General features: G+C 62.0%; 17 protein-coding genes. 2 read left to right on the plus strand and 15 right to left on the minus strand.

Annotation, left to right across the window (positions count from 1 at the left end; all coding sequences use genetic code 11):
* Nucleotides 1-6: 6 nt before the first annotated feature.
* The 14 genes from AC07W0_RS04345 to arnC form a co-directional block, all read right to left on the minus strand.
* Nucleotides 7-1,158 (minus strand): acyl-CoA dehydrogenase family protein, encoded by a 1,152-nt coding sequence (locus tag AC07W0_RS04345; protein WP_102617085.1) that lies wholly within the window; start codon nucleotides 1,156-1,158, stop codon nucleotides 7-9.
* A 3-nt stretch (nucleotides 1,159-1,161) separates the two neighbouring features.
* The gene (locus tag AC07W0_RS04350) at nucleotides 1,162-2,265 is read right to left on the minus strand and encodes an enoyl-CoA hydratase/isomerase family protein (protein ID WP_046489483.1); all 1,104 of its coding nucleotides are present in this window, start codon (nucleotides 2,263-2,265) and stop codon (nucleotides 1,162-1,164) included.
* Between the two features lie 134 nt (nucleotides 2,266-2,399).
* Complete coding sequence (locus AC07W0_RS04355) at nucleotides 2,400-3,245, minus strand: alpha/beta hydrolase (protein ID WP_017846257.1); 846 nt, start codon at nucleotides 3,243-3,245, stop codon at nucleotides 2,400-2,402.
* Nucleotides 3,242-4,867: a cytochrome P450 gene (locus AC07W0_RS04360; RefSeq protein WP_102617086.1), complete on the minus strand. Its 1,626-nt coding sequence runs from the start codon at nucleotides 4,865-4,867 to the stop codon at nucleotides 3,242-3,244. The genes AC07W0_RS04355 and AC07W0_RS04360 overlap by 4 nt, the downstream gene beginning before the upstream one ends.
* 2 nt (nucleotides 4,868-4,869) lie before the next feature.
* Entirely contained in the window at nucleotides 4,870-6,387 is a 1,518-nt protein-coding gene (locus AC07W0_RS04365; RefSeq protein WP_102617087.1) for an acyl-CoA dehydrogenase family protein, read from the minus strand.
* A gap of 233 nt (nucleotides 6,388-6,620) precedes the next feature.
* Entirely contained in the window at nucleotides 6,621-7,331 is a 711-nt protein-coding gene (locus AC07W0_RS04370; RefSeq protein WP_017846254.1) for an HPP family protein, read from the minus strand.
* 188 nt (nucleotides 7,332-7,519) lie between these two features.
* Nucleotides 7,520-9,130: an ArnT family glycosyltransferase gene (locus tag AC07W0_RS04375; protein WP_102617088.1), complete on the minus strand. Its 1,611-nt coding sequence runs from the start codon at nucleotides 9,128-9,130 to the stop codon at nucleotides 7,520-7,522.
* A gap of 15 nt (nucleotides 9,131-9,145) precedes the next feature.
* Entirely contained in the window at nucleotides 9,146-10,525 is a 1,380-nt protein-coding gene (locus AC07W0_RS04380; protein ID WP_102617089.1) for a UDP-glucose dehydrogenase family protein, read from the minus strand.
* Nucleotides 10,522-10,935 carry a 4-amino-4-deoxy-L-arabinose-phosphoundecaprenol flippase subunit ArnF gene (arnF, locus tag AC07W0_RS04385; protein ID WP_046489489.1) on the minus strand — a complete coding sequence of 138 codons (414 nt, stop codon included), beginning with the start codon at nucleotides 10,933-10,935 and terminating at the stop codon, nucleotides 10,522-10,524. The genes AC07W0_RS04380 and arnF overlap by 4 nt, the downstream gene beginning before the upstream one ends.
* Complete coding sequence (gene arnE, locus AC07W0_RS04390) at nucleotides 10,932-11,279, minus strand: 4-amino-4-deoxy-L-arabinose-phosphoundecaprenol flippase subunit ArnE (protein ID WP_017846250.1); 348 nt, start codon at nucleotides 11,277-11,279, stop codon at nucleotides 10,932-10,934. Before arnE ends, arnF begins: the two co-directional genes overlap by 4 nt.
* Entirely contained in the window at nucleotides 11,276-12,931 is a 1,656-nt protein-coding gene (gene arnT, locus AC07W0_RS04395) for a lipid IV(A) 4-amino-4-deoxy-L-arabinosyltransferase (protein ID WP_102617090.1), read from the minus strand. Before arnT ends, arnE begins: the two co-directional genes overlap by 4 nt.
* A complete protein-coding gene (gene arnD, locus AC07W0_RS04400; RefSeq protein WP_046489491.1) occupies nucleotides 12,928-13,812 on the minus strand; it encodes a 4-deoxy-4-formamido-L-arabinose-phosphoundecaprenol deformylase in 885 nt (294 codons plus the stop codon). Before arnD ends, arnT begins: the two co-directional genes overlap by 4 nt.
* Nucleotides 13,812-15,803, minus strand: a complete 1,992-nt coding sequence (gene arnA, locus AC07W0_RS04405; protein WP_102617091.1) for a bifunctional UDP-4-amino-4-deoxy-L-arabinose formyltransferase/UDP-glucuronic acid oxidase ArnA — start codon at nucleotides 15,801-15,803, stop codon at nucleotides 13,812-13,814. The genes arnD and arnA overlap by 1 nt, the downstream gene beginning before the upstream one ends.
* On the minus strand, nucleotides 15,800-16,837 hold the full coding sequence (gene arnC / locus AC07W0_RS04410) for an undecaprenyl-phosphate 4-deoxy-4-formamido-L-arabinose transferase (protein WP_102617092.1): 1,038 nt from the start codon (nucleotides 16,835-16,837) through the stop codon (nucleotides 15,800-15,802). The genes arnA and arnC overlap by 4 nt, the downstream gene beginning before the upstream one ends.
* A 512-nt stretch (nucleotides 16,838-17,349) precedes the next feature.
* Between arnC and AC07W0_RS04415 the strand changes: the two genes are divergently transcribed.
* Together AC07W0_RS04415 and AC07W0_RS04420 are read left to right on the plus strand one after the other, a co-directional pair.
* On the plus strand, nucleotides 17,350-18,162 hold the full coding sequence (locus AC07W0_RS04415; RefSeq protein WP_102617093.1) for a M949_RS01915 family surface polysaccharide biosynthesis protein: 813 nt from the start codon (nucleotides 17,350-17,352) through the stop codon (nucleotides 18,160-18,162).
* A 108-nt stretch (nucleotides 18,163-18,270) separates the two neighbouring features.
* Nucleotides 18,271-19,185: a site-specific integrase gene (locus AC07W0_RS04420; protein ID WP_046489493.1), complete on the plus strand. Its 915-nt coding sequence runs from the start codon at nucleotides 18,271-18,273 to the stop codon at nucleotides 19,183-19,185.
* A 43-nt stretch (nucleotides 19,186-19,228) separates the two neighbouring features.
* On the opposite strand, the gene AC07W0_RS04425 is transcribed toward AC07W0_RS04420, so the two are convergent.
* Entirely contained in the window at nucleotides 19,229-20,440 is a 1,212-nt protein-coding gene (locus AC07W0_RS04425; protein WP_102617094.1) for a multidrug effflux MFS transporter, read from the minus strand.
* Nucleotides 20,441-20,469 lie beyond the last annotated feature (29 nt).

Genomic DNA, 20,469 nt, shown 5'->3' on the forward strand with positions numbered 1-20,469 from the left:
TGTCAGTCAGAGCTGGTAGTTCTTCAGCTCCCGTGCAATCACCATCCGCTGAATCTCGCTGGTGCCCTCGTAGATCTGCGTGATCCGCGCATCGCGGTAGTAGCGCTCCACCGGATAATCCTCCAGATACCCATACCCGCCATGAATCTGCATCGCCGAGGAGCAGACCTTTTCGGCCATTTCCGAGGCGAACAGCTTGGCCTGGGACGCTTCCGACAAGCACGGCTTGCCCGCACTGCGCAGGCGTGCGGCGTGCAGGATCAGCAAGCGTGCGGCATTGAGCCGGGTTTGCATGTCGGCCAGCAGGTTGGCCACGCTCTGGTGCTCGATGATGGCCTTGTCGAACTGCACGCGGTCACGGGCATACGCCAGCGCCGCTTCAAACGCAGCACGGGCGATGCCCAGGGCTTGAGCGGCAATGCCGATGCGCCCGCCTTCCAGGTTGGACAGCGCAATCGCCAGGCCTTTGCAGCGCTCACCCAGCAGGTTGGCCTCAGGCACGCTGCACTGGTTGAGGGTGACGGCACAGGTGTCCGAGGCGCGGATGCCCATTTTGTGTTCGGTACGGTCGACCACGAACCCCGGCGTGTCGGTCGGCACCAGGAAGGCAGAAATGCCGCGCTTGCCCAGTTCCGGATCGGTCACCGCAAACACAATCGCCAACTTGGCGCGCTTGCCGTTGCTGACAAACTGCTTGGCGCCATTGATCACCCACTGGCCGTCGCGCAGTTCGGCACGGGTACGCAGGTTGTGGGCTTCGGAGCCGGCCTGCGGTTCGGTCAGGCAGAAGCAGCCGATGGCCTGGCCGCTGGCGAGGTCGGCCAGCCAGGTTTGTTTCTGTTCAGGTGTGCCGTAGTTGAGGATTGGCCCGCAACCCACTGAATTATGGATACTCATCAAGGCGCCTGTGGCGCCGTCGCCGGCGGAAATCTCTTCCACGGCCAAGGCATATGCCACGTAATCGATATAGGTGCCGCCCCATTCTTCCGGCACCACCATGCCCAGCAGGCCCAGTTCGCCCATCTTCGCCACCAGGGCATCATCGATCCAGCCGGCTTTTTCCCAGGCCTGCGCGTGAGGGGCGATTTCGCCACGGGCAAAGTCGCGCGCCATGTCGCGAATCATGATCTGTTCTTCAGTATATTCAATATCTTGCATGGCTTATCTCGCAACCTGCGTGAAGTTGTGGAAGAAGCTTTCCACGTGGCTCGGGTCCAGCCCATGGAGCGTCGACGGGTTCCAGCGCGGGCTCTTGTCCTTGTCGATGATCAGGGCGCGGACGCCTTCAATCAGGTCGCCACGCTCGAACCACTGGCGATCCAGATGCAGTTCCAGGGCGAAACACTGCTCCAGCCGCAAACGGCGCCCGCGCCGCAGCATTTCCAGGGTTACGGCCATGGCCAGCGGCGAACGGGTTTGCATCAGGTTAGCCGTGGTCAGCGCCCATTCATGGCTGTTGGCAACCGTTACTTGCTGCAGTTGTTCGACAATGCTCGGCACGTCCGGCAGGGCAAAGAAATGATCGATAGCGGGGCGCAAGGCGGCAAGCGGGGCGTCCGGCAGTTGTTGCACGGCCAGCTTGGCCAACACGCCTTGCAGGTCCTTGAGAGGGGAGTCTTGCCACAACAGCTGGTCGAGTTTCTGGTCGAGGTCGGCCAGTTTGGTGCTGTCCAGGTACCAGTCCGCCAGCCCGCAGTACAGCGCATCGGCCGCGCGAATTTGCACGCCGGTGACGCCCAGATAAATGCCCAGTTCGCCAGGAATGCGCGGCAGGAAGTAGCTGCCGCCGACGTCGGGGAAGTAACCGATCGCCACTTCCGGCATCGCCAGGCGGCTGCGTTCGGTGACCACGCGCAGATCCGCGCCTTGCACCAGGCCCATGCCGCCGCCGAGGACAAAACCGTCCATCAGGGCCAGTATCGGTTTGCGGTAATGGTGGATGGACAGGTCGAGGGCGTATTCCTCGACGAAGAAATCCTGGTGCAGGCTGTCGCCGTTCTTGAAGCTGTCGTAAAGCGAGCGAATATCGCCGCCCGCGCAGAAGGCTTTTTCACCGGCACCGCGTAGGACCACGGCGTACACCTGGGGATCGTCTGCCCATGCCTGTAGCTGTTCGGTCAGGCTGCGAACCATGTTCAGGGTGATGGCGTTCAAGCCGGCGGGGCGATTGAGGGTAAGGTGGCCAATATGGTTGCGAACGTCGGCCAGAACCTCTTGCTGAAGCCTGTCGGCGTGGCTTGCCTCGGATGAAACCTGAGCAGTCATCTGTAACTCCCTGCTTTTATTGTTCTTTATCAATATGTTCGGGGACGAACGCTCCCGCGATCGTACCAGTGCAAATTTGCCCAGTACAACCGGGAATCATGCAGGTCGTTTTTGCATTTATGCAGAACCGGCGATCAGGCCGCCGAAGGATGAAAGTAGCCGGCCAGAGCCTCGGCGCAGAGCAGCACGGCCCGCCTGGCCGCAGGCTCGGCAGCGGGGTGGTTGATAAACCCGTGGCGCATGCCTGGGTACTCTTTGTGCCGCACCGGCACCCCGGCGGTTTTCAAGCGCCGTGCGAAGGCGCGCCCTTCATCGCGCAGCGGATCGCAGCCGGCGGTGATGATCAAGGCCGCAGGCAAGCCCTGCAGGCACGGATCGCGGGCCGGTGAAAGCCAAGGATGCGCCCGCGGCGTATCGGCGGGTACGTAGTGGCTCACGTACCACTCCAGCAATTCGGCCGTCAGCCCGAAGCCTGTGGCGAAGTCATGTCGGGAACGATTGCGCGCCAGGCAGTCGAGAAGCGGGTAGAGCAGTAATTGAAAACCGATGTGCGCCTCGCCCAGGTCCCTGGCCATTTGGCCGATCACCGCGGCAAGCCCGCCGCCCGAGCCACCGCCCGCCACGGCGATACGCCGAGTGTCCAAGCCCAGGCTGGCACCGTGGCGGGCGATCCAGACCGTGGCGGCGTAACAGCTTTTTACTGCGGCGGGGAAGCGTTGTTCCGGTGGCCTCGGGTAGTCCACCGCCACCACGGCGCAGCCGGCCCATTCCGCCATCACCCGGCAAAAGCTGTCGTGGGTATCGAGGTCGCCTGTAACCCAGCCGCCGCCGTGGAAATACATCAGCACCGCGGCCGGCGCAGGACGGGCCGGCCGGTACAGCCTCACGGCCACCGGCTGCCCCGGTGTGGCCAGGGTCAGGTCGCTGACATCCATCACCACCGCATCACGCACTTCCCGGCGTGCCTGCTCGGGGCTCATGGCCTGGCCTCAGGTGCCTGTGCCTGGGCTTCGATTTCCACCAGGTAGTCCGGGGTTATCAGCGCCTTGACGCCCAACAACATGGTGGTCGGTTCGCAGCCCTCGAAAAACTCCTTATGCGCTTGGGCGATTTGCGGCCACCACTTCACGTTGGTGGTGTACATGCGTGTGGCAATCACTCGGGTGCGATCGGTGCCCAGCCGTTTAAGCGCCGCTTCGATGATTTCCAGGCAGCGACGGGTCTGTAAGTACACATCGTCGCTGGCGTAGGGGTTGCCCTGCTCGTCGAAGGCTACCGTGCCACTGGTGACGATGGTTTCACCGACGCGCAAGGCACGGCAGTAACCGCCATTTTTCTCCCAGGGAGCGGCGGAAAAGCAGCGCTGGATCGATGCGCCTTTTGGAATCGGTTCAAGTTCGACGTGGAGGGTTTTCAAGCCGCGGAACTGCAGGTTACTGGTACGCCACACCGGCGGCTTTTTCTCCAGCAGGCGCAAGTTCGGGAAGCGCTTGAGCAGGCTGCTGAACACCACCTCGGCCTCCAGCCGGAACAGCGCCGGGCCCAGACAGAAATGCACGCCACGGCCAAAGGCCAGGTGGTCGTTTTTCGCGCGTTGAATGTTGAAGCGGTCCGGGTCGGCGAAGTGCGCCGGGTCGCGGTTGGCAGCGGCGCGTATCAGGTACACCAGATCGCCTTTGCGCAGGGTCTGGCCTCTGAGTTCGATATCTTGCGTCACGACGCGATGGCTGAACTGCCCCGACGGATCAATGCGCAGCATTTCTTCGATCGCGGGTTTCATCAACGAACCATCGGCCAGCAGTGCGTTCAGTTGGGCAGGGTTGGTCAACAAGTACCACAGGCCGATGCCCAGCATATCGGCGCTGGTGGTGTAGCCAGCCACCAGAACAAAGGCCACCTGGGCCAGCAGATCGTCTGTGCTCGTGTCGGGGCCGGCGGCGGCAATGACACGGCTGACCAAGTCGTCACGCGGGGCCTGCCGGCGTCGCTCGATCAGGTTGCCGAAGTACGCATACATCTCCTCCAGGCCTTGCGCGGCGGCGCCGGGAGTATTCGCCGGGTCAAGGTTGCCGACCAGAAACATCAGGATCACATCGGTCCAGCGCCGCAGCTTGAGCGCATCTTTTTTGGGGATGCCGTAGAGCATCGCCAGCACTCTGGCCGGCACCTGATTGAACAGACGGCTCATCAGTTCGGCGGAAGGGCCCACTGTGGCGAGGAGTTCATCGGTAACCGCCTGGACGTCTGCCCGCAGCGCTTCAATCGAGCGCGGCGTGAATGCGCGGCCGAGCAGATGGCGGCTGGCCTCATGGACTTTGCCATCCTGGGCGTACATCCAGCGCGATGCTTTTTCAATAAAGGGCTCGTACATCGCGCGCTTTTCGGGCGGCAGTTGCGCGTTTACCAACTGGCGTATCCGATCCGAGGAGTAGCGGGTGGCGTCGCTTTGCGCTTTGAAGACGTCATCGAAGCGGGTCAGCATCCACGCCTTGTGCTGGGAACTCCAATACACGGGATGATGGGTGCGTAGAAACGCGTAGGCCGGGTAGGGATCGCGAACCGTGTCGGGGTCGCGGAAGTCGGGTTTGCCTTGAGGGTTCATGGTTATTGATCCTCATACAATGCGCGGGTGAACTGCTGGATGTAGTCGGCTTTCGCGATAGGCGCGTCGACCAGCTCGTCAGGCGGCTTCAGCCAGTCGCCGAGGCAGGCAATGCGCGCAATGCTGGCGCACGGTTCGTCATCGTGAGCGAGGCCCCAGCGGTGCAAATAGGCGACAAACACTGCAATCAAGTCGCGCAGCAGGCCCGGTTCGAGCGGCTGGCCTTCGAGCGCCTGAATGATCAGATCGAGGGCGCGGGCGTAAGTCAGCCCCACCGCTTGCGGGTGGGAAAAATCACCGGCGTCCCGGCACTGCCGGACAATGCTCCGCTCGATTGCCTGGCCCGGGTTACAGGGCGCAACCCGGTCAAATCGCGGACGGGACAGCGCATCCTTGATCACTTGGTAGGCCATCACGCTGTTGTCCCCGGCGAATGTCGGGCTGATCTCGAAGTCCATGCGCAGGGTGACGATCTGGTTGTAGTGGTGAAACCCTTGTGAACCACACAACTCACGGCACTGGGCGATCACTTCCAGGCCCATCCAGGTGCCGATGCATTTGCTTAATGCCGCGAGAATGTGCAGGTCTTTGCGCCGTTCGGTCTGCGGCCATTGCGCTTCGAAGCGTTCGAGGATGGCTTGCTCAAGATACTTGAGGGCCAATGCCTTGAGCTGGACGTTGTACAAGCGCTGGCGAAACAGCGGGTTGCCCAGTAGCGGGCCGGCCTGTGTCAGGCGGTGGCGGGCGAATTGATAGGCCAGGTGCGCGCTCAATCCCGCGCCAAGGCGCGAGGCGGCCATCAACAGCAGGCGCTCCTGGAGGAACGTCTCCAGTGCATTGATAAAGCGTTCGTTTTTGGGCAGGTCGCTGACGAACTGGCCGTTGCGGGTAAACCTGGCGTGGCGTTGCAACAAGGCGTCGGTGTCCAGCTGCATCTGGCAAAAGCGCAAACCGCCGACCTGATTGGCGTGAATGCCGCCCTTGGGGTCGCAAGCCATGACCTTGACACCCGGGCGCAACGGGCCGTTCTCCGCGTCGCGAATCACCACGCGAAACCAGTGGTGCCCCTGGTCTTCGCCATTGACCTGCAATCGCGCGAGTACCATCGCCACCTGGGCGGCATACAAACTGTTGCCGATCCAGTACTTACAGGCGCCGGCGCACGGTGAGTCGAGCACCAGGCAGTGCCGGGCAGGATCGTAGGTAACGGTTGTCTTGAGGTTACGCACGTCGGAGCCGCTGGCGATTTCAGTGCAGCCAAAGGCATACACAGCGCGCATCTGAATGACTTCATCGCGGTAGCGCGCCACTTGCTCCGGGCTGCCCTGGGTCAGTAAGGCGTTGGCGGCGATCATGTGGTCGACCAGCGAGGAATACAGTGCGTAATCGTAGGCACCGATCACGCCGATCTGTTCGCACAGCGCCCTGAAATGTGATTCGTCCGGTTGGCCGAGCCACATGTCATTGTTGATCACCCCGGCATTGAAAATGGCGTGCATACGCCTGATGGTCAGGTCCATGTAGGCCCTGAGGGGGAGGTGGTGACGTTCTCGAGCAGCAAATAATGGGGTGCGAAGCAGGTGTTGCAGACATTCGTTCATGCCGTAACCCTCAGCCAGACTCTGCGTGTCTTCGCTACTGGGTTACGGCGTTCCAGACCTCAAGTGAACCACTGACATAGTTAGAACTTTAGCCGCCGTGTACTGCGTCGCAACTCTGTGGACACGCCACTCGTCGTGCGCCATACATGGGCTCAATTGACACGGCTTGCCAGCACCTCACCGATACTGCGGCGGCGCGCGTGGGTTTCTGCGGCGTGGATCAACTGTTCCAGTTCATTGGGTTCCACATCGTAGAACTGTTCCATCTCGGCCAATGCCAGCTTCAGGTCGGCGGCGGTAATCGCCGGGTCGCGCGCGGCCCTGGCATCCTTAAAGATCGCTGTCGGCGACTCGCTTGCACCTTTGGGATAGCGCGTGCGGGTGGCATTGTTGTAGGCCAGTGCGCAGGTCAATAGCGCTCCGGCGCCGAGCATCACCACCGGCAGTTCCTGCCATCCGAGCGCCGCCGAGGCCGGATCGGCCAGTACCAGCGTCATCGCCAGGCCTCCCGCGGGTGGGTGCAGGCAGCGCAGCCAGCAGATCAGGATCACGGTCATGCCCGCAGCCAGGCAGGCGCTGCCCAAGGTGCGCCCCAGGACCCGCGCGACCAACAGCGCGACCACGGCCGCACACAGGTAGCTGCCGATGATCGACCACGGCTGGGCCAGGGCGCCGGATGAAACGGCAAACAGCAGCACGGCCGACGCGCCCAGCGGGCCAAGCAGGTGCAGGGCGACCTCCATGCCAAACACTTGGGCGCAGACCCATACGCTGAGCAGAGTGCCCAAGGCCATGCCGATCGCGGCACGGCTCCATTCGGCAGGGCGGGTATTGATGGCGGCGGGTAACCAGCGAGCGAGCATCGACAACTTCCATAAACAGCGGGCAAAAAAAAGGCTTGTCTGGTTTCCCGGAAAAGCCCTTGAAAGTTCCTGCATTTGGGGGAGGAACCTGCGTAGTGTGCCGAGCGCGATGCAAGGTCGCCAATGCATATTAATGCAGGTTAAATACAAAAATAATGGACTCAACTGGCCGGCTGCCGCCGGCGCGGTCAAGGTCGGAGGGGTTTGTCCAAGTGCAGCAGCACGTAGGGATTCTTGTCGAACGTGCCGGTGAGCGTCGGTGTGATCGAGCGCAATCGCGGGTCTTGCAAGGCTTCGAAGTCGTCCTGGCTCATGACCAGCCACGCCGGGCCTTGCAACGTCGCCAGGTCGGCGGGCTGCTGTGTGAACAACGGCACTCGGTCGCAATCGAGGTTGACGATGAACTTGATGGCTTTGGCATCTTTGCCCAGCGCATGCAGCACGACGGGCGCCGGTTGCTGGTTGACCTGGGCCTGGACTTGCAGGCTGAAGGTACGCGTGTCATAGAGGCTACGCTCCAGTGGCTCGACCACCCAAATATAGGTGGTCCATACCGCCAGCACGGCGGTCAGCGCCGGCGCCAGCATGCGCAGGCGTGCCTGGAACACTGCCACCAACGCCAGCACTTGAAGCACGCCAAGCACGCCCAACACCCAGCCGATGTGCGCCAACTGCTCCGGGTAACGCGGGCGCGCCATCCAGAGCCCGGCGATCAGCAACGCAGGCAACACGGTCCACAGGCTCAGCATCAAGCCGCGCAGCCAGCCGAACAACCGGCCGTGGGCGACTTGAAACGGATACGCCGCAATAATGGCCGCCATCGGCAGCATCGGCAGCACGTAACGCGCTTTCTTCGCCTGGGGAACCGACAAGCCGAGCATCACCAGCAAGCCGGCCGCGGCGCAGTACAGCACCAACTGCAACGCTGGATCAGGTGCGCGTCGGCCGCCCAGCGCTATCGCCAGCAGCACCAGCAACGCCAGCGGGTAAGCCAGCGCGTAATTTCCCAGGGAACTGCTGAAGTAATACAACGCACCGCTGGAGCCTTCGCTGCCATCCATCCGCCCGAGGAACTGCATGCGGATCACGTCCTGCATGAACGCTTCGCCGCCACTGAGCTTGGCCAGCAGCAACAGCAGGCCGACGCACGCCCCCAGCAGTGCCAGGGCCAACAGGCCGAAGCTGAACAGTTGGCGCCATTGGCGGTTGATCAGGAAGTAGCTGCACAGCACGCCCGTGGGAATCACCAGGCCAATCGGCCCACGGATCGCAAAGCCCACGATCAACAGCAGGTACAGCCAATGCAAGCGCTTGGCGGCGCCGAAGTGATCATGTGCATAACCCAGGTAGAACACCGTCAGGGCCACGGCCGCGAGCATCTGGTCCAGCGACACAGCGCGGGTTTCGCTGATAAACGTGCTGCTGAGCAACAGCAGCGCAACACTCAGCAGGCCCCAGCGCTGGGAGTAGGGCGCCGTCAGGCGATACACCAGCATGACGATCAGCGCCGAAGCGATGGACGTCGGCAACCAGGCCGTGAAGCTGTTGACCTGGCCCAGGGGCAAGGACAGCAGCCACGTCATCAGCGTCGAGGTCGCCAGGTAATCGGCATACGGTTGCCCGTAGGTCGTGGGGAAGAAGCTCGGCCCATGGCGCAGCATCTCCTGGGCGAATACCACGAAGCGCGAGTCAAACCCGATGATTGCCTGGTGCCAGTTACCGGCGATGAATAACAGCAACGCCAGCAGCGCCAACCCCAGCGACTGGCGCCGGATCGCTGCGTTCATCAGTTGGGGCATTTGATCGTTCACTTGTCAGGCTTCCCCTGCTTGCGGCACCCACTGTTGCTGGGGAATCGGCAACTGGCAGGAGTCGCCACGGCCCATCGGGAAGTACTGGAAGCCTTTGCGCGCCAGGCGCTCGCCGTCGTACAGGTTGCGCCCATCGAAGATCACCGGAGTGTTCAGGCGTTGGTGGATCAGGTCGAAGTCCGGTGCCTTGAACTGCTGCCATTCTGTGCAGATGATCAGCGCATCGGCGCCGCTCAGGGTGGATTCCGGAGTGCCCATCAGCATCAGCCGTGGGTCGTCGCCGTAGATCCGCTGGGTTTCCTGCATGGCTTCGGGGTCAAACGCGCGCACATTGGCGCCGGCTGCCCACAGCGCTTCCATCAACACGCGGCTCGGGGCATCGCGCATGTCGTCGGTGTTGGGCTTGAAGGCCAGGCCCCACAGGGCGAAGGTCTTGCCGCGCAGGTCGCCCTTGAAGAAGGCGTTGATGCGCTCAAACAGCTTGCTCTTCTGGCGTTGGTTGATCGCTTCGACGGCTTCGAGCAGGTCGCTCGAGCAATGGGCCTGCTTGGCGCTGTGGATCAGCGCGCGCATGTCCTTGGGGAAGCACGAGCCGCCGTAGCCGCAGCCTGGGTAGATGAAGTGATAGCCGATGCGCGAGTCGGCGCCGATGCCCAGGCGTATCGCTTCGATGTCCGCCCCCAGGTGTTCGGCCAGCTCGGCGATCTGGTTGATGAAGCTGATCTTGGTGGCCAGCATGCAGTTGGCGGCGTACTTGGTCAGTTCGGCGCTGCGCAGGTCCATGAAGATGATGCGATCGTGGTTGCGGTTGAAGGGCGCGTACAGGTCGCGCATGACTTCGCGCACTGCTTCACGCTCGCAGCCGATGATGATGCGGTCCGGGCGGCGGCAGTCGGCAACCGCCGAACCTTCCTTGAGAAATTCCGGGTTGGAGACGATATCGAACTCCAGGTGCCGGCCGGTCCCGTGCAGGGCCTTTTCGATATGGGCGCGCAAAGTGTCGCCGGTGCCGACGGGTACAGTGGATTTTTCCACCAGGATCACCGGCTCGATGCGATGGCGGGCAACCGCATCGCCGACCGACAGCACGTATTTCAAGTCCGCCGAACCGTCTTCATCCGACGGCGTACCCACCGCGATAAACAGCACTTCGCCATGTTCGACAGCGAGCTTTTCATCGAAGGTGAAGCTCAATCGTCCGCTTTCAAGGTTCTCCTTGACCATCGCCGCCAACCCTGGCTCGAAAATGCTCACATGGCCCTGCTGCAATTGCCTGACCTTGTGTTGATCAACGTCCATGCAGATGACATCGTGACCGACTTCGGCCAATACAGTGGCCTGTACCAGACCGACGTAACCACTACCAAATACACTGATTTTCATGGGGCATTCCTGGGGCTTGCTGTGCTAGCACGACGAGAGTTAATAACCAGTACACCGAGGATGACCAAGGCCACCCCCAGGGTTTTTGAAAGCGAAAAATGTTCGTTGAACACCGGCAGGCTGGCGGCCAACAGGTAGACCAGCGCGTAGCTGATGCTGAGCAGCGAATAGGCGCGGCCCAGGGGCAAATCCTTGAGCGCACAGAGCCAGCACAGCATCGACAGCGCATAAGCGAGGATTGCCAGGCTCACCACGCCGAGGGCGCCCAGGTCGATGGCGTTGCTGCTGAATGCGCCGAGCCATTCGTCCGGCAGGGGCAGGCGCGTCATGCTCCAGCGCATCCCCAACTGGGCGGCGCTGACCAGGCCGACACTGCCCAGGGCGAAGGCAAACCCGCGAGCCCGGCTCATACCTGGCGCCCCAGCAGCACGACGCCGGCAATCACCAGCGCCACACCCAGCCAATGCCGGGTGTCGATGTGCTCCTTGAATACGAAGCGCGCCATTAACGTGACCAAGACGAAATTGAGGCTGAGCATCGGGTAGGCAATCCCGACTTCAAGGCGCTGCAGCACCAGCAGCCAGACCAACAAGCCAAAACCCAGGCACAACAGCGCGGCCCACAACCAGGCAGAGCGCAGTTTCAGGGCCCAACCGTCAGGCTGGTCGCGCCAGCTTTCCACGGCGAACTTCTGAGCGACCTGGCCCATGCAAGTGAGCAGGCAGGCGGCCAATAACAGGAACAGGGTGATCATGGCGCAACCTGCGGGAAAATCAGGATCACGATATTGCCTTGCTCATAGCGCTTGCCATCCGGGGGCAGCAGGTTCACTTCGGCGATCTCCTCGTCACCCTTGACGCGCATCACCACGCCCACAGAGCCTTGCCGGCGGGCCTCGTTCATCCATTGCTGGACCTGGGTCATGTCGACCTTGCGCTGGGCGGCGTCCGGGTAGGCGAGGCCGTATTTCACTTCGCCGATGGTGTTATAGAGGGTGATGTCGGTGCGTTGCAGGCGCCAGGCCAAGGCCGATGCCGCGCCGAGGTCATTGCTGAGCAGGGCGGATGTCGGTTGCAGTTCCTGCAGGTGGTCGATGATGAATTGATCCGGCGTCTTGTTGTACACCACCGAATGGGGCAGCGCGGCCGGGGCCAATGCCAACAGCAACCAGCTGCCCAGCGCCGGTGCGGCCCACAGTTTCAGTGGGCGTGCAACCTGCAACAGGTTGGCGATGATCCAGCCGAACAGGCCGGTGAATACCAGCACCAGGCTGAGGGTTTCCTGGCCGTGTTCGTACAGCGGTTTTTTCAGTTGGAACCACGTCAGCGCGAGCAAGGCCACGACACCGAGGATCAGGTTCAGCCAGCCGTTGATGCGCAAGGCACGGTCACGGGCCTGGGCCAGTTTGTCGGTGAGCGCGTTACCCATGAGCAACGCCAGCGGCAGCAGGCACGGCATGATGTAGGACGGCAGCTTACCTTTGGCCAGGCTGAACAGTGCCAGCGGCATCAGCAGCCACAACAGCAGGAATGCGGTGCCTGGCGCGCGCTTCTGCTGCCAGGCCTGCTTGACGGTGGACGGCAACAGCGCCAGCCACGGCAGGCTGAATGCGACCAGCAGCGGCAGGTAGTACCAGAATGGCTCGGCGTGCTGCGCGTCTGCGCCGGCAAAGCGTTGGATATGCTCATGCCAAAAGAAGAAGTTCCAGAAATCCGGCTCCTGACTCTGCACCGCAAGCGCCCAGGGCAGGCTGATGACAATCGCCACGGCGACGGCGACCATGCCGTAACCGAGCAGCTCACGCAAGCGCTTCTGCCAGATCGCGTAGGGCAGGGCGATCAGCACCGGCAGCAGCCAGGCGAGGAAGCCTTTGGTCATGAAACCCATGCCACAGGCAACCCCAAGCAGCGCCCAGGACCCGACGCGACCGTTGCGGGTGGTGCTGTCGAAGCAAAACCACAGCGCCACGCCGGTCAGGTTGACCCAGAAGGTGAACTGCGGGTCCAGGTTGGCATAACCGCCCAGCGCCACGACGCTGAAAAAGCTCATGTACAGCACTGTGCTGACCAGGCTCTTGTGCGGGTCATTCCACAACCGGCGCGACACCCAGTACACCAGTAGAATGCTGAGCCCAGTGCTCAAGGCCGACGCAAAGCGCACGCCGAACAGGTTTTGCCCGAAGATCGCCTGGCCCAGCGCGATCATCCAGTAACCGGCAGCCGGTTTTTCGAAATAACGAATGCCCATAAAGTGCGGCGACGCCCATTTGCCGGTCAGCAGCATTTCCTGGCTGATCTGTGCATAGCGGGTTTCATCCGGAATCCACAGGCCATGGGTGGCCAGGGGCAACAGATAAAATGCGCCGAATGCCAACAGCAGCAGGGGCAGCGCCCAACGGCGGATCATGCCTGCTGCACTCCGAGCCAACCCTCACGGCCGCTCAGGGCGCCGCGCACCAGTTGTTGCTGGGGCAGGGTGGAGACGTCCGCCGGGAGCAGATCGCCCAGCGGTTTGAAATGGATGCCGCGCTGCCCTGCCTGGGCGAGCAACTGGCGAAAATCGTTGGCCATCAGAATCCCTTCTACTTCTGCGTGGATCGTGTAGACGTTCAGCTTCGACTCTGCGAAGCGGTCGAGAATGAACCCGTTGAAATCCTTGGCAGCCACCACCGGCCCGACGACTTCGTCGAAGGTCGGCAGGTCTACCGGAATCTGTGGGGTGCCCGCGCTGCCATCGGCCAGGGTCGGACGAAACAGGCTGGTGCCCCGGCAATCGCTGTTGTAGCGAAAGTTGAAGGCTTGCTTGGCTTGCACCACGCGTTCATCGGCGCGCCAACCGGCGGCCGCTGAACAGTCGATACGTTCACCGAGGATGTCGCTCAAGGTGTCCACACCGCGTCGGACCTGCTCGATCAACTGTGCGTCGCTCCAACGTCCGGCGTTGGCCTGCCAGCCATGGTGATCCCAGGCGTGCAGGCCGACTTCATGCCCGGCGGCCTTGGCCTGGCGCATCAAGTGCCCCAGGTCGCGGCCGATCGGCTTGCCCGGCCAGGCGGTGCCGGCGAGCAAGATATCCCAGCCATACAGGCCGGCGGCGTTGGAACGCAGCATCTTCCACAGAAATTGCGGGCGGATCAGGCGCCACAAGTGGCGCCCCATATTGTCCGGCCCGACACTGAAGAAGAACGTCGCTTTTACCCCGGCTTCATCCAGGGACTCGAGCAACCGTGGCACGCCTTCGCGGGTGCCGCGGTAGGTGTCGACATCAATGCGAAGACCTGCCTGCATCAGCGCTTGTCCGCGATTTCGAGCATGGCTTCACGCAGGAAGAAATCCAGGGTGTTGCCGATGGTTTCGCTCATCTCCACGGTCGGCTCCCAGTTCAGCAGGCGCTTGGCGTTTTCGATGCTTGGTTTGCGGTGGGCCACGTCCTGGTAACCGGTGCCGTAGAACGCCTTGCTTTCCACGTCGCGGAAACCGGCGAACGGCGGGAAGTTGCTGCGCAGCGGGTGAGCTTCGAACTGACGCAGCAGTTCTTCGCCCAACTGGCGGATGCTCGCTTCGTTTTCCGGGTTGCCGATGTTGATGATCTGGCCGTTGCACACATCGTTGTCGTTATCGATGATGCGCGCCAGGGCTTCGATGCCGTCGGCGATGTCGGTGAAGCAGCGTTTCTGCTCGCCACCGTCGAACAGGCGGATCGGCGTACCTTCCACCAGGTTCAGGATCAACTGGGTGATCGCACGGGAGCTGCCGATACGTGCCGAGTCCAGGCGGTCCAGACGCGGGCCCATCCAGTTGAATGGACGGAACAGGGTGAACTTCAGGCCCTTGGCGCCGTAGGCCCAGATCACGCGGTCCAGCAGTTGCTTGGAGACCGAGTAGATCCAGCGTTGCTTGTTGACCGGGCCGACCACCAGGTTGGAGGTGTCTTCGTCGAAGTACTGGTCCTGGCACATGCCATAGACTTCAGAAGTCGACGGGAAGATCACACGCTTGTTGTACTTGACGCAGTAGCGCACCAGCTTGAGGTTCTCTTCGAAGTCCAACTCGAACACGCGCAGCGGGTTGCGAGTGTATTCGATCGGGGTGGCGATGGCCACCAGCGGCAGGACCACGTCGCACTTCTTGATGTGGTACTCGATCCACTCGGTGTGGATGCTGATATCGCCTTCCACGTAATGGAAGTTCGGGTGGCTGCGCAGGCGCTCGATGGCGTCGGAGCCAATGTCCAGGCCGTAGACTTCGTAACGGTCGTCACGCAGCAGGCGTTCGGACAGGTGGTTACCGATAAAGCCGTTCACGCCCAGGATCAGCACGCGGGTGCGACGTGGCTTGCGGCCGGACTCGGCGCCGCGCAGGACGGAACCGTCTACCAGGCCCAATTCGTTGGCCAGGGACGGGCCGGCCAGGTACAGACCGTTGTCGTTGCGCTGACCGAACTTGATCACCAGCGAGTCTTCACCGCACGCGATGCGCAGCGGGTTGACGCTGATCACGCGGCCAGGCGCCAGGCCTTCGTTGCCCTGGACCACTTCGGCTTGCCACACGATCAGCTTGTGCTCGCCAACGGCGCAGAAGGCGCCCGGGTACGGTTGCGTCACGGCGCGTACCAGGTTGAACAGTTCTTCAGCCGTTTTTTGCCATTCCAACTTGCCATCCGCTGGAGTGCGGCGGCCGAAATAAGTGGCCTTGCTTTCGTCCTGGGCGGTTTCCGCCAGTTTGCCCGCGGCCAGTTGCGGCAAGGCGTCGCGCAGCAGGCTGCTGGCGGCGTCACGCAGTTTGGCGTGCAGGGTCAGGCCGGTGTCGGAACGCTCGATCGCGACTTTCTGCTGGGCCAGGATCGCGCCGGCATCGGCACGCTTGACCATGCGGTGCAGGGTCACGCCGGTTTCGGTCTCGCCTTTGACCAGCACCCAGTTGGCGGGCGCGCGGCCGCGGTATTTCGGCAGCAGCGAGCCGTGCAGGTTGAACGCGCCTTTGCGGGCGGTGGCCAGCAGGGGTTCGCTCAGCAGGTTGCGGTAGTAGAAGGAGAAGATGAAATCCGGGTTGAGCTTGGCGATGCGCTCGATCCACAGCGGGTGGTTGGCGTCTTCCGGTGCATGCACCGGGATGCCTTTGCGGGCGCACAGTTGCGCGACGGAACCGTAGAAATTGTTTTCCTTGGGGTCATCGGCATGGGTGAACACGGCAGCAATGTCGTAACCGGCAGTCAGCAGGGCTTCAATGCCAGCACAGCCAATATCGTGGTAAGCGAAGACAACAGCTTTTGAATTCATGACGAAACCTGATCGGAAGGGGAAGTAGCGGTGGTATGGGAGGACACCATGCCGTCAACGACGACCACGGGTGCCGGTGCTGCCGGTTGGTTGCGCAGCACTTTTTCAATAAAGAACCGGGGGCGGGCGCGCACATCGCTGTACATGCGGCCCAGGTATTCACCCAAGAGGCCCATGCCGATGAACTGGCCGCCGGTGAACACGAACAGCACCGCGAACAGCACGAACGTGCCGCCGCCGGCCCATTGGGCGCCGAAGGCCAGGCGCAGGACGATCAGCGCAACGGCGAACAGCACGCCCAGGCCCGCCAGGCTGAAGCCGACGATGGACAGCAGGCGCAGCGGGGTGGTGGTCATGCAGGTCAGCAGGTCGAACATCAGGCTGATCAGGCGCATGGCGCTGTATTTGGATTCGCCGTGTTCGCGCTCAGCATGGTGTACGAGGATTTCAGTCGTGTGACGGGCAAAACCGTTGGCCAGGATCGGAATAAACGTGCTGCGTTCGCGGCAGGCGAGCATGGCGTCGACGATGGTGCGGCGGTACGCGCGCAGCATGCAGCCGTAGTCACTCATGGCAACGCCGGTCGAACGCTGCACGGCCAGGTTGATCAGGCGCGACGGCCAGCGGCGGAAGGCCGAGTCCTGGCGGTTGTTGCGCACGGTGGCAACCACGTCGTAGCCCAGCGCGGCTTGTTCCACCAGGCGCGGGATTTCTTCCGGGGGGTTCTGCAGGTCGGCGTCGAGGGTAATCACCACTTCGCCCCGGCACTGCTCGAAACCGGCCATGATCGCCGCATGCTGGCCATAGTTGCGATTGAGGATCACCGCGACCACATTGCTGCCGTCTTCGGCGGCGGCGTCTTCGAGCAATTGGGCGGATTTGTCGCGGCTACCGTCATCCACCAGGATGATTTCGTATTCGTAGGCCAGTTGCTTGCAGGCTGCCGTCGTGCGACGCAGCAATTCAGGCAGGCTCTCTTGTTCGTTGTAGACCGGGATGACGATCGACACACAATGAATAGGGTAGGGTTTCAAAGATTCATGACCTCGGGGTTTGAGCAACTTGGAGCGTAAAGACAACAGTCACTGGCCGAAAAGGCGGGTGTCTGGTTGAACCTGCTGTGGAGTTGGTGTGTTCATCCGACCATCCTGATGGGTTATTGAGATCTTCCATGTGCCGCCGAGAGTAAAGATCAAAAATTACAAAGATAAAGACGAATCAACAAGTTACTCGGCACAGTGCGGTTCGTTCTCAAGTCCTGCGGCCAAGATTAAGCGTAAAAATGTTCAACGAATATGAAAGCCGTATGAAAAACTCGTTTATTTGACAGGTAGACAGCTAGGGTTCAGCTACACAACTAAGGCACTGAGGGCGTTGTTTATTTAGCGTAATAGGAACGTTTTACATGGCGCCGGGCTCCACTGAGTAGGCGCGGATCTGCGTGGTGCGTGGCGGCAGTGTCTGCTACGTGTGTTTATTGAAGAATCTTCTCTGCATTGCGCCTCAAGTGCCGGTAAAGTAAGCCATCTCTTGCCAGGGTACTCGGATGAATAGCGTGCAGCGTTTAGGCGGCCAATGGCGGCCGGTGTTGATGGGATTGTTGATGAGCGCAGCCTGCGTCACCACCGCATGCGCCGATGACGCAGTGGCGCTGACCACGGTGGTCCAACTGCCGGAAGGGGTTGAAGTGCGCGGCAAGGAAGTTGCCGCCTACACCTGGGACGACCGCCAGGGCAAGAACCTGCTGGTGTTGGCCGAGCAAATCAGCGAACGCGAGGATGACGGCACCCAGTCGGCGTTTGTCTACGCGGCCCAGTATCTGATCGACGGTGACCGCCCCAAGCGCATGTGGATGCTCTACGACGACGTGCAGCACTGTGAATTCGATGCCGCGCTGCGCTTCGACATGGCGGCGACCAAAGTCACCGACCTTGCCGGCGACGGCACCACCCAGGCTACGGTGGGTTACACGCGTACCTGCACCAGTGATGTCAGCCCCAATGAATTCAAACTGATCATGCATGTCGGCAAGGCGCAGAAGTACCGCCTGCGCGGGGTCGACCGGGTCGGCGCCGCCTGGTGGGACGAAGAGGCCGGGGCACTGCGTGGCATGCCGCTGCCCAGGGATTGCAGCGTCGCCGGGCAACAAGCGTTGGTCAGCCAGTACAAGGAGCAGGGCACCGAGTTGCCTTTGCCGGGTTGCTACAGCGACGAGAAAGACTTTGCCAAGGCGCCGGAGGCCTACCTGACGTTCATGCGTCAGCACTGGTTCGCGCTGATGCAGAAACAGGATGCTGAATGGGGCCAGGCGCAGACCCCGCCCCAGGAGCCGACCGAGGACGAAGAGAGCGCCCCGTGATTTGGCGCCAGGGCCGATCGTGCGTTAGACTCGGCCGTCGCCAATTTAATAAATACCTCGAATAAACAATTGGTTACTCGAGGTATTTAATCCAAAGGCTGATCTACCTTGACTGAGTCTATCCGCAACCCTCTGACCCTCTACCTCACCCGCCTGGCGCCCTCCAGCCAACTGACCATGCGTTACGTGCTGCAGGATGCCGCCGACCGCCTGGGCTTCGAGGACATCAACCTTGAGGAGATCGACTGGCACCTGCTGCAACCCGAACAGGTGATCGCGCTGGTTGCGGCCTTGCGCGAGGACGGCTACGCGCCCAATACCTCATCGCTGTATGTCAACGCTGTGCGCGGGGTCATGAACGAAGCCTGGCGCATGAGTCTGATCAGCCAGGAACACCTGCTGAAAATCCGCACGGTCAAGGCTGCGCCCGGCACACGCCTGAGCCAGGGGCGCAACCTGCGTCGCACGTTGATCCGCGAAATGATGGATGTGTGCGCTGCCGATCCGCGCCCCCAGGGCCTGCGCGATGCTGCAGTGATCAGCATCTTGTATGGCTCAGGCATGCGCAAGTCGGAGTCGGTCAACCTCGACCTGGCGCAGATCAACTTTGGCGAGCGCAGCCTGCGCGTGATCGGCAAGGGCAACAAGGAACTGATCAAGTACGCGCCGGGCTGGGCCTTCGCCAAATTACAGGCCTGGCTCGAATTCCGGCGCGAACAGCTCAAGGAAGGCGAGCCAGACGATGCGTTCCTGTTCAACCGCATCCGCCGGGGTAGCCACATCACCCGCGAACGCATCACCAAGCATGCGATTTACTACATCGCCCGCCAGCGCGGTCAGCAAGTCGGGGTGACGATCATGCCCCATGATTTCCGGCGGTCTTTCATCACGCGGGTGATCGAGGAACATGACCTGTCGATTGCACAAAAACTTGCGCACCACACCAATATCCAGACCACCGCCAGCTATGACATGCGCGACGACAATGAGCGCCGGCGCGCGGTGGATCGGTTTGACCTGTAGCCGCTGGCGAGCGCGGCCGCCGCGTTCCATCCTCGGGCATGGCTCAGGAGGAAGGCGGGGCGCCGGGCAGCAGGTGCGCCGGTAAACGGCGCAAGGTCCACAACGTGGTGAGCATCGCCGCGACCGCACACAAGGCGATGCCAACCAACATCGGCGCCGGGGTGTGATCGGCGAAGATTCCCACCAGGGTCATGGAGACCGCGGCCGTGATCATCTGGATCGCGCCGAGCAGTGCCGACGCGGAACCCGCCACCGCACCATGATCCTCCAGGGACAACACACCGGCCGCCGGTAACAGCAAACCGAGAAACCCGAAACCGATAAACAGCAGTGTCATCATCAAGGCCAGGTGATTGCCCCACAGCGTGGTGGCGGCCAACACCACCATGACCGCCGCCACGCCCACCACCGACCAGCGAATCAGCGGTGCCAGCCCGAAGCGTGCGCTCAGGCGGGCGGTGAGCTGGCTCATGGCAAAAAATGACGCCGCGTTCAGCGCAAAGCACAGGCTGAATTGGGTCGGGGTCAACCCGAAGTACTCGATGTATACGAACGGCGCGCTGCCGATAAACACAAAGAACGTTGCCAGGCCGAACCCGCACACCACCGATAAACCGATGAACACCGGGTCGCGCAACAACGCCCCATAACTGCTGAATGCATGCCCCAGGGTCTTGCCCAGTCGGCGCTCGGCGGGGTGGGTTTCAGGCAATTGCACGATGGTCATGCCCAGGCACAACACGGCCACCACCGCCAGCACGGCAAACACCTCGCGCCAACTCCAGAGCGCAATCACCAGGCTACCGGCCAATGGCGCGAGGATCGGCGACACACTCATCACCAACATCAGCAAAGCCATCAGGCGTGCCGCTTCATGGCCGGTATACAGGTCACGCACAATCGCCCGGGGAATCACCATCCCCGCGCATGCGCCGAACGCCTGCACGGCGCGAAAACCAATCAGCACTTCGATGCTCGGCGCCAGGGCGCAGCCGATACTGCCCACGGCGAAGATCACCAACCCGGCATAGATCGGCGGCTTGCGCCCGAACACATCGCTGATCGGGCCATAAAACAGCTGGCAGACGCCGATGATCATGAAGAACACCGTGAGGCTCATCTGCACCGCTGCCGGCGAGGCCTGCAGGCTGGCGCCCAGGGTCGGCAGCGCCGGCAGGTAGATATCGATGGCGAAGGGGCCGACGGCCGTGATCAGACCTAGCAGCAAAGCAAGGCGGGCGATACGTTTAGGCATGGGCAGTTCCGGGTGAAGCAAAGGTCGGT

Source organism: Pseudomonas sp. GW704-F2, from assembly GCF_059423025.1.

Bases quoted from the DNA above. Each gene is read 5' to 3' on its own strand.
- AC07W0_RS04380 (WP_102617089.1), bottom strand. From the start codon at position 10,525: ATGAAAATCAGTGTATTTGGTAGTGGTTACGTCGGTCTGGTACAGGCC.
- AC07W0_RS04375 (WP_102617088.1), bottom strand. From the start codon at position 9,130: ATGCCCCAACTGATGAACGCAGCGATCCGGCGCCAGTCGCTGGGGTTG.
- arnD (WP_046489491.1), bottom strand. From the start codon at position 13,812: ATGCAGGCAGGTCTTCGCATTGATGTCGACACCTACCGCGGCACCCGC.
- AC07W0_RS04345 (WP_102617085.1), bottom strand. From the start codon at position 1,158: ATGCAAGATATTGAATATACTGAAGAACAGATCATGATTCGCGACATG.
- arnA (WP_102617091.1), bottom strand. From the start codon at position 15,803: ATGAATTCAAAAGCTGTTGTCTTCGCTTACCACGATATTGGCTGTGCT.
- AC07W0_RS04415 (WP_102617093.1), top strand. From the start codon at position 17,350: ATGAATAGCGTGCAGCGTTTAGGCGGCCAATGGCGGCCGGTGTTGATG.
- AC07W0_RS04360 (WP_102617086.1), bottom strand. From the start codon at position 4,867: ATGAACCCTCAAGGCAAACCCGACTTCCGCGACCCCGACACGGTTCGC.
- arnE (WP_017846250.1), bottom strand. From the start codon at position 11,279: ATGATCACCCTGTTCCTGTTATTGGCCGCCTGCCTGCTCACTTGCATG.
- AC07W0_RS04355 (WP_017846257.1), bottom strand. From the start codon at position 3,245: ATGAGCCCCGAGCAGGCACGCCGGGAAGTGCGTGATGCGGTGGTGATG.
- AC07W0_RS04365 (WP_102617087.1), bottom strand. From the start codon at position 6,387: ATGGACCTGACCATCAGGCGTATGCACGCCATTTTCAATGCCGGGGTG.
- arnT (WP_102617090.1), bottom strand. From the start codon at position 12,931: ATGATCCGCCGTTGGGCGCTGCCCCTGCTGCTGTTGGCATTCGGCGCA.
- arnF (WP_046489489.1), bottom strand. From the start codon at position 10,935: ATGAGCCGGGCTCGCGGGTTTGCCTTCGCCCTGGGCAGTGTCGGCCTG.
- AC07W0_RS04370 (WP_017846254.1), bottom strand. From the start codon at position 7,331: ATGCTCGCTCGCTGGTTACCCGCCGCCATCAATACCCGCCCTGCCGAA.
- AC07W0_RS04350 (WP_046489483.1), bottom strand. From the start codon at position 2,265: ATGACTGCTCAGGTTTCATCCGAGGCAAGCCACGCCGACAGGCTTCAG.
- AC07W0_RS04425 (WP_102617094.1), bottom strand. From the start codon at position 20,440: ATGCCTAAACGTATCGCCCGCCTTGCTTTGCTGCTAGGTCTGATCACG.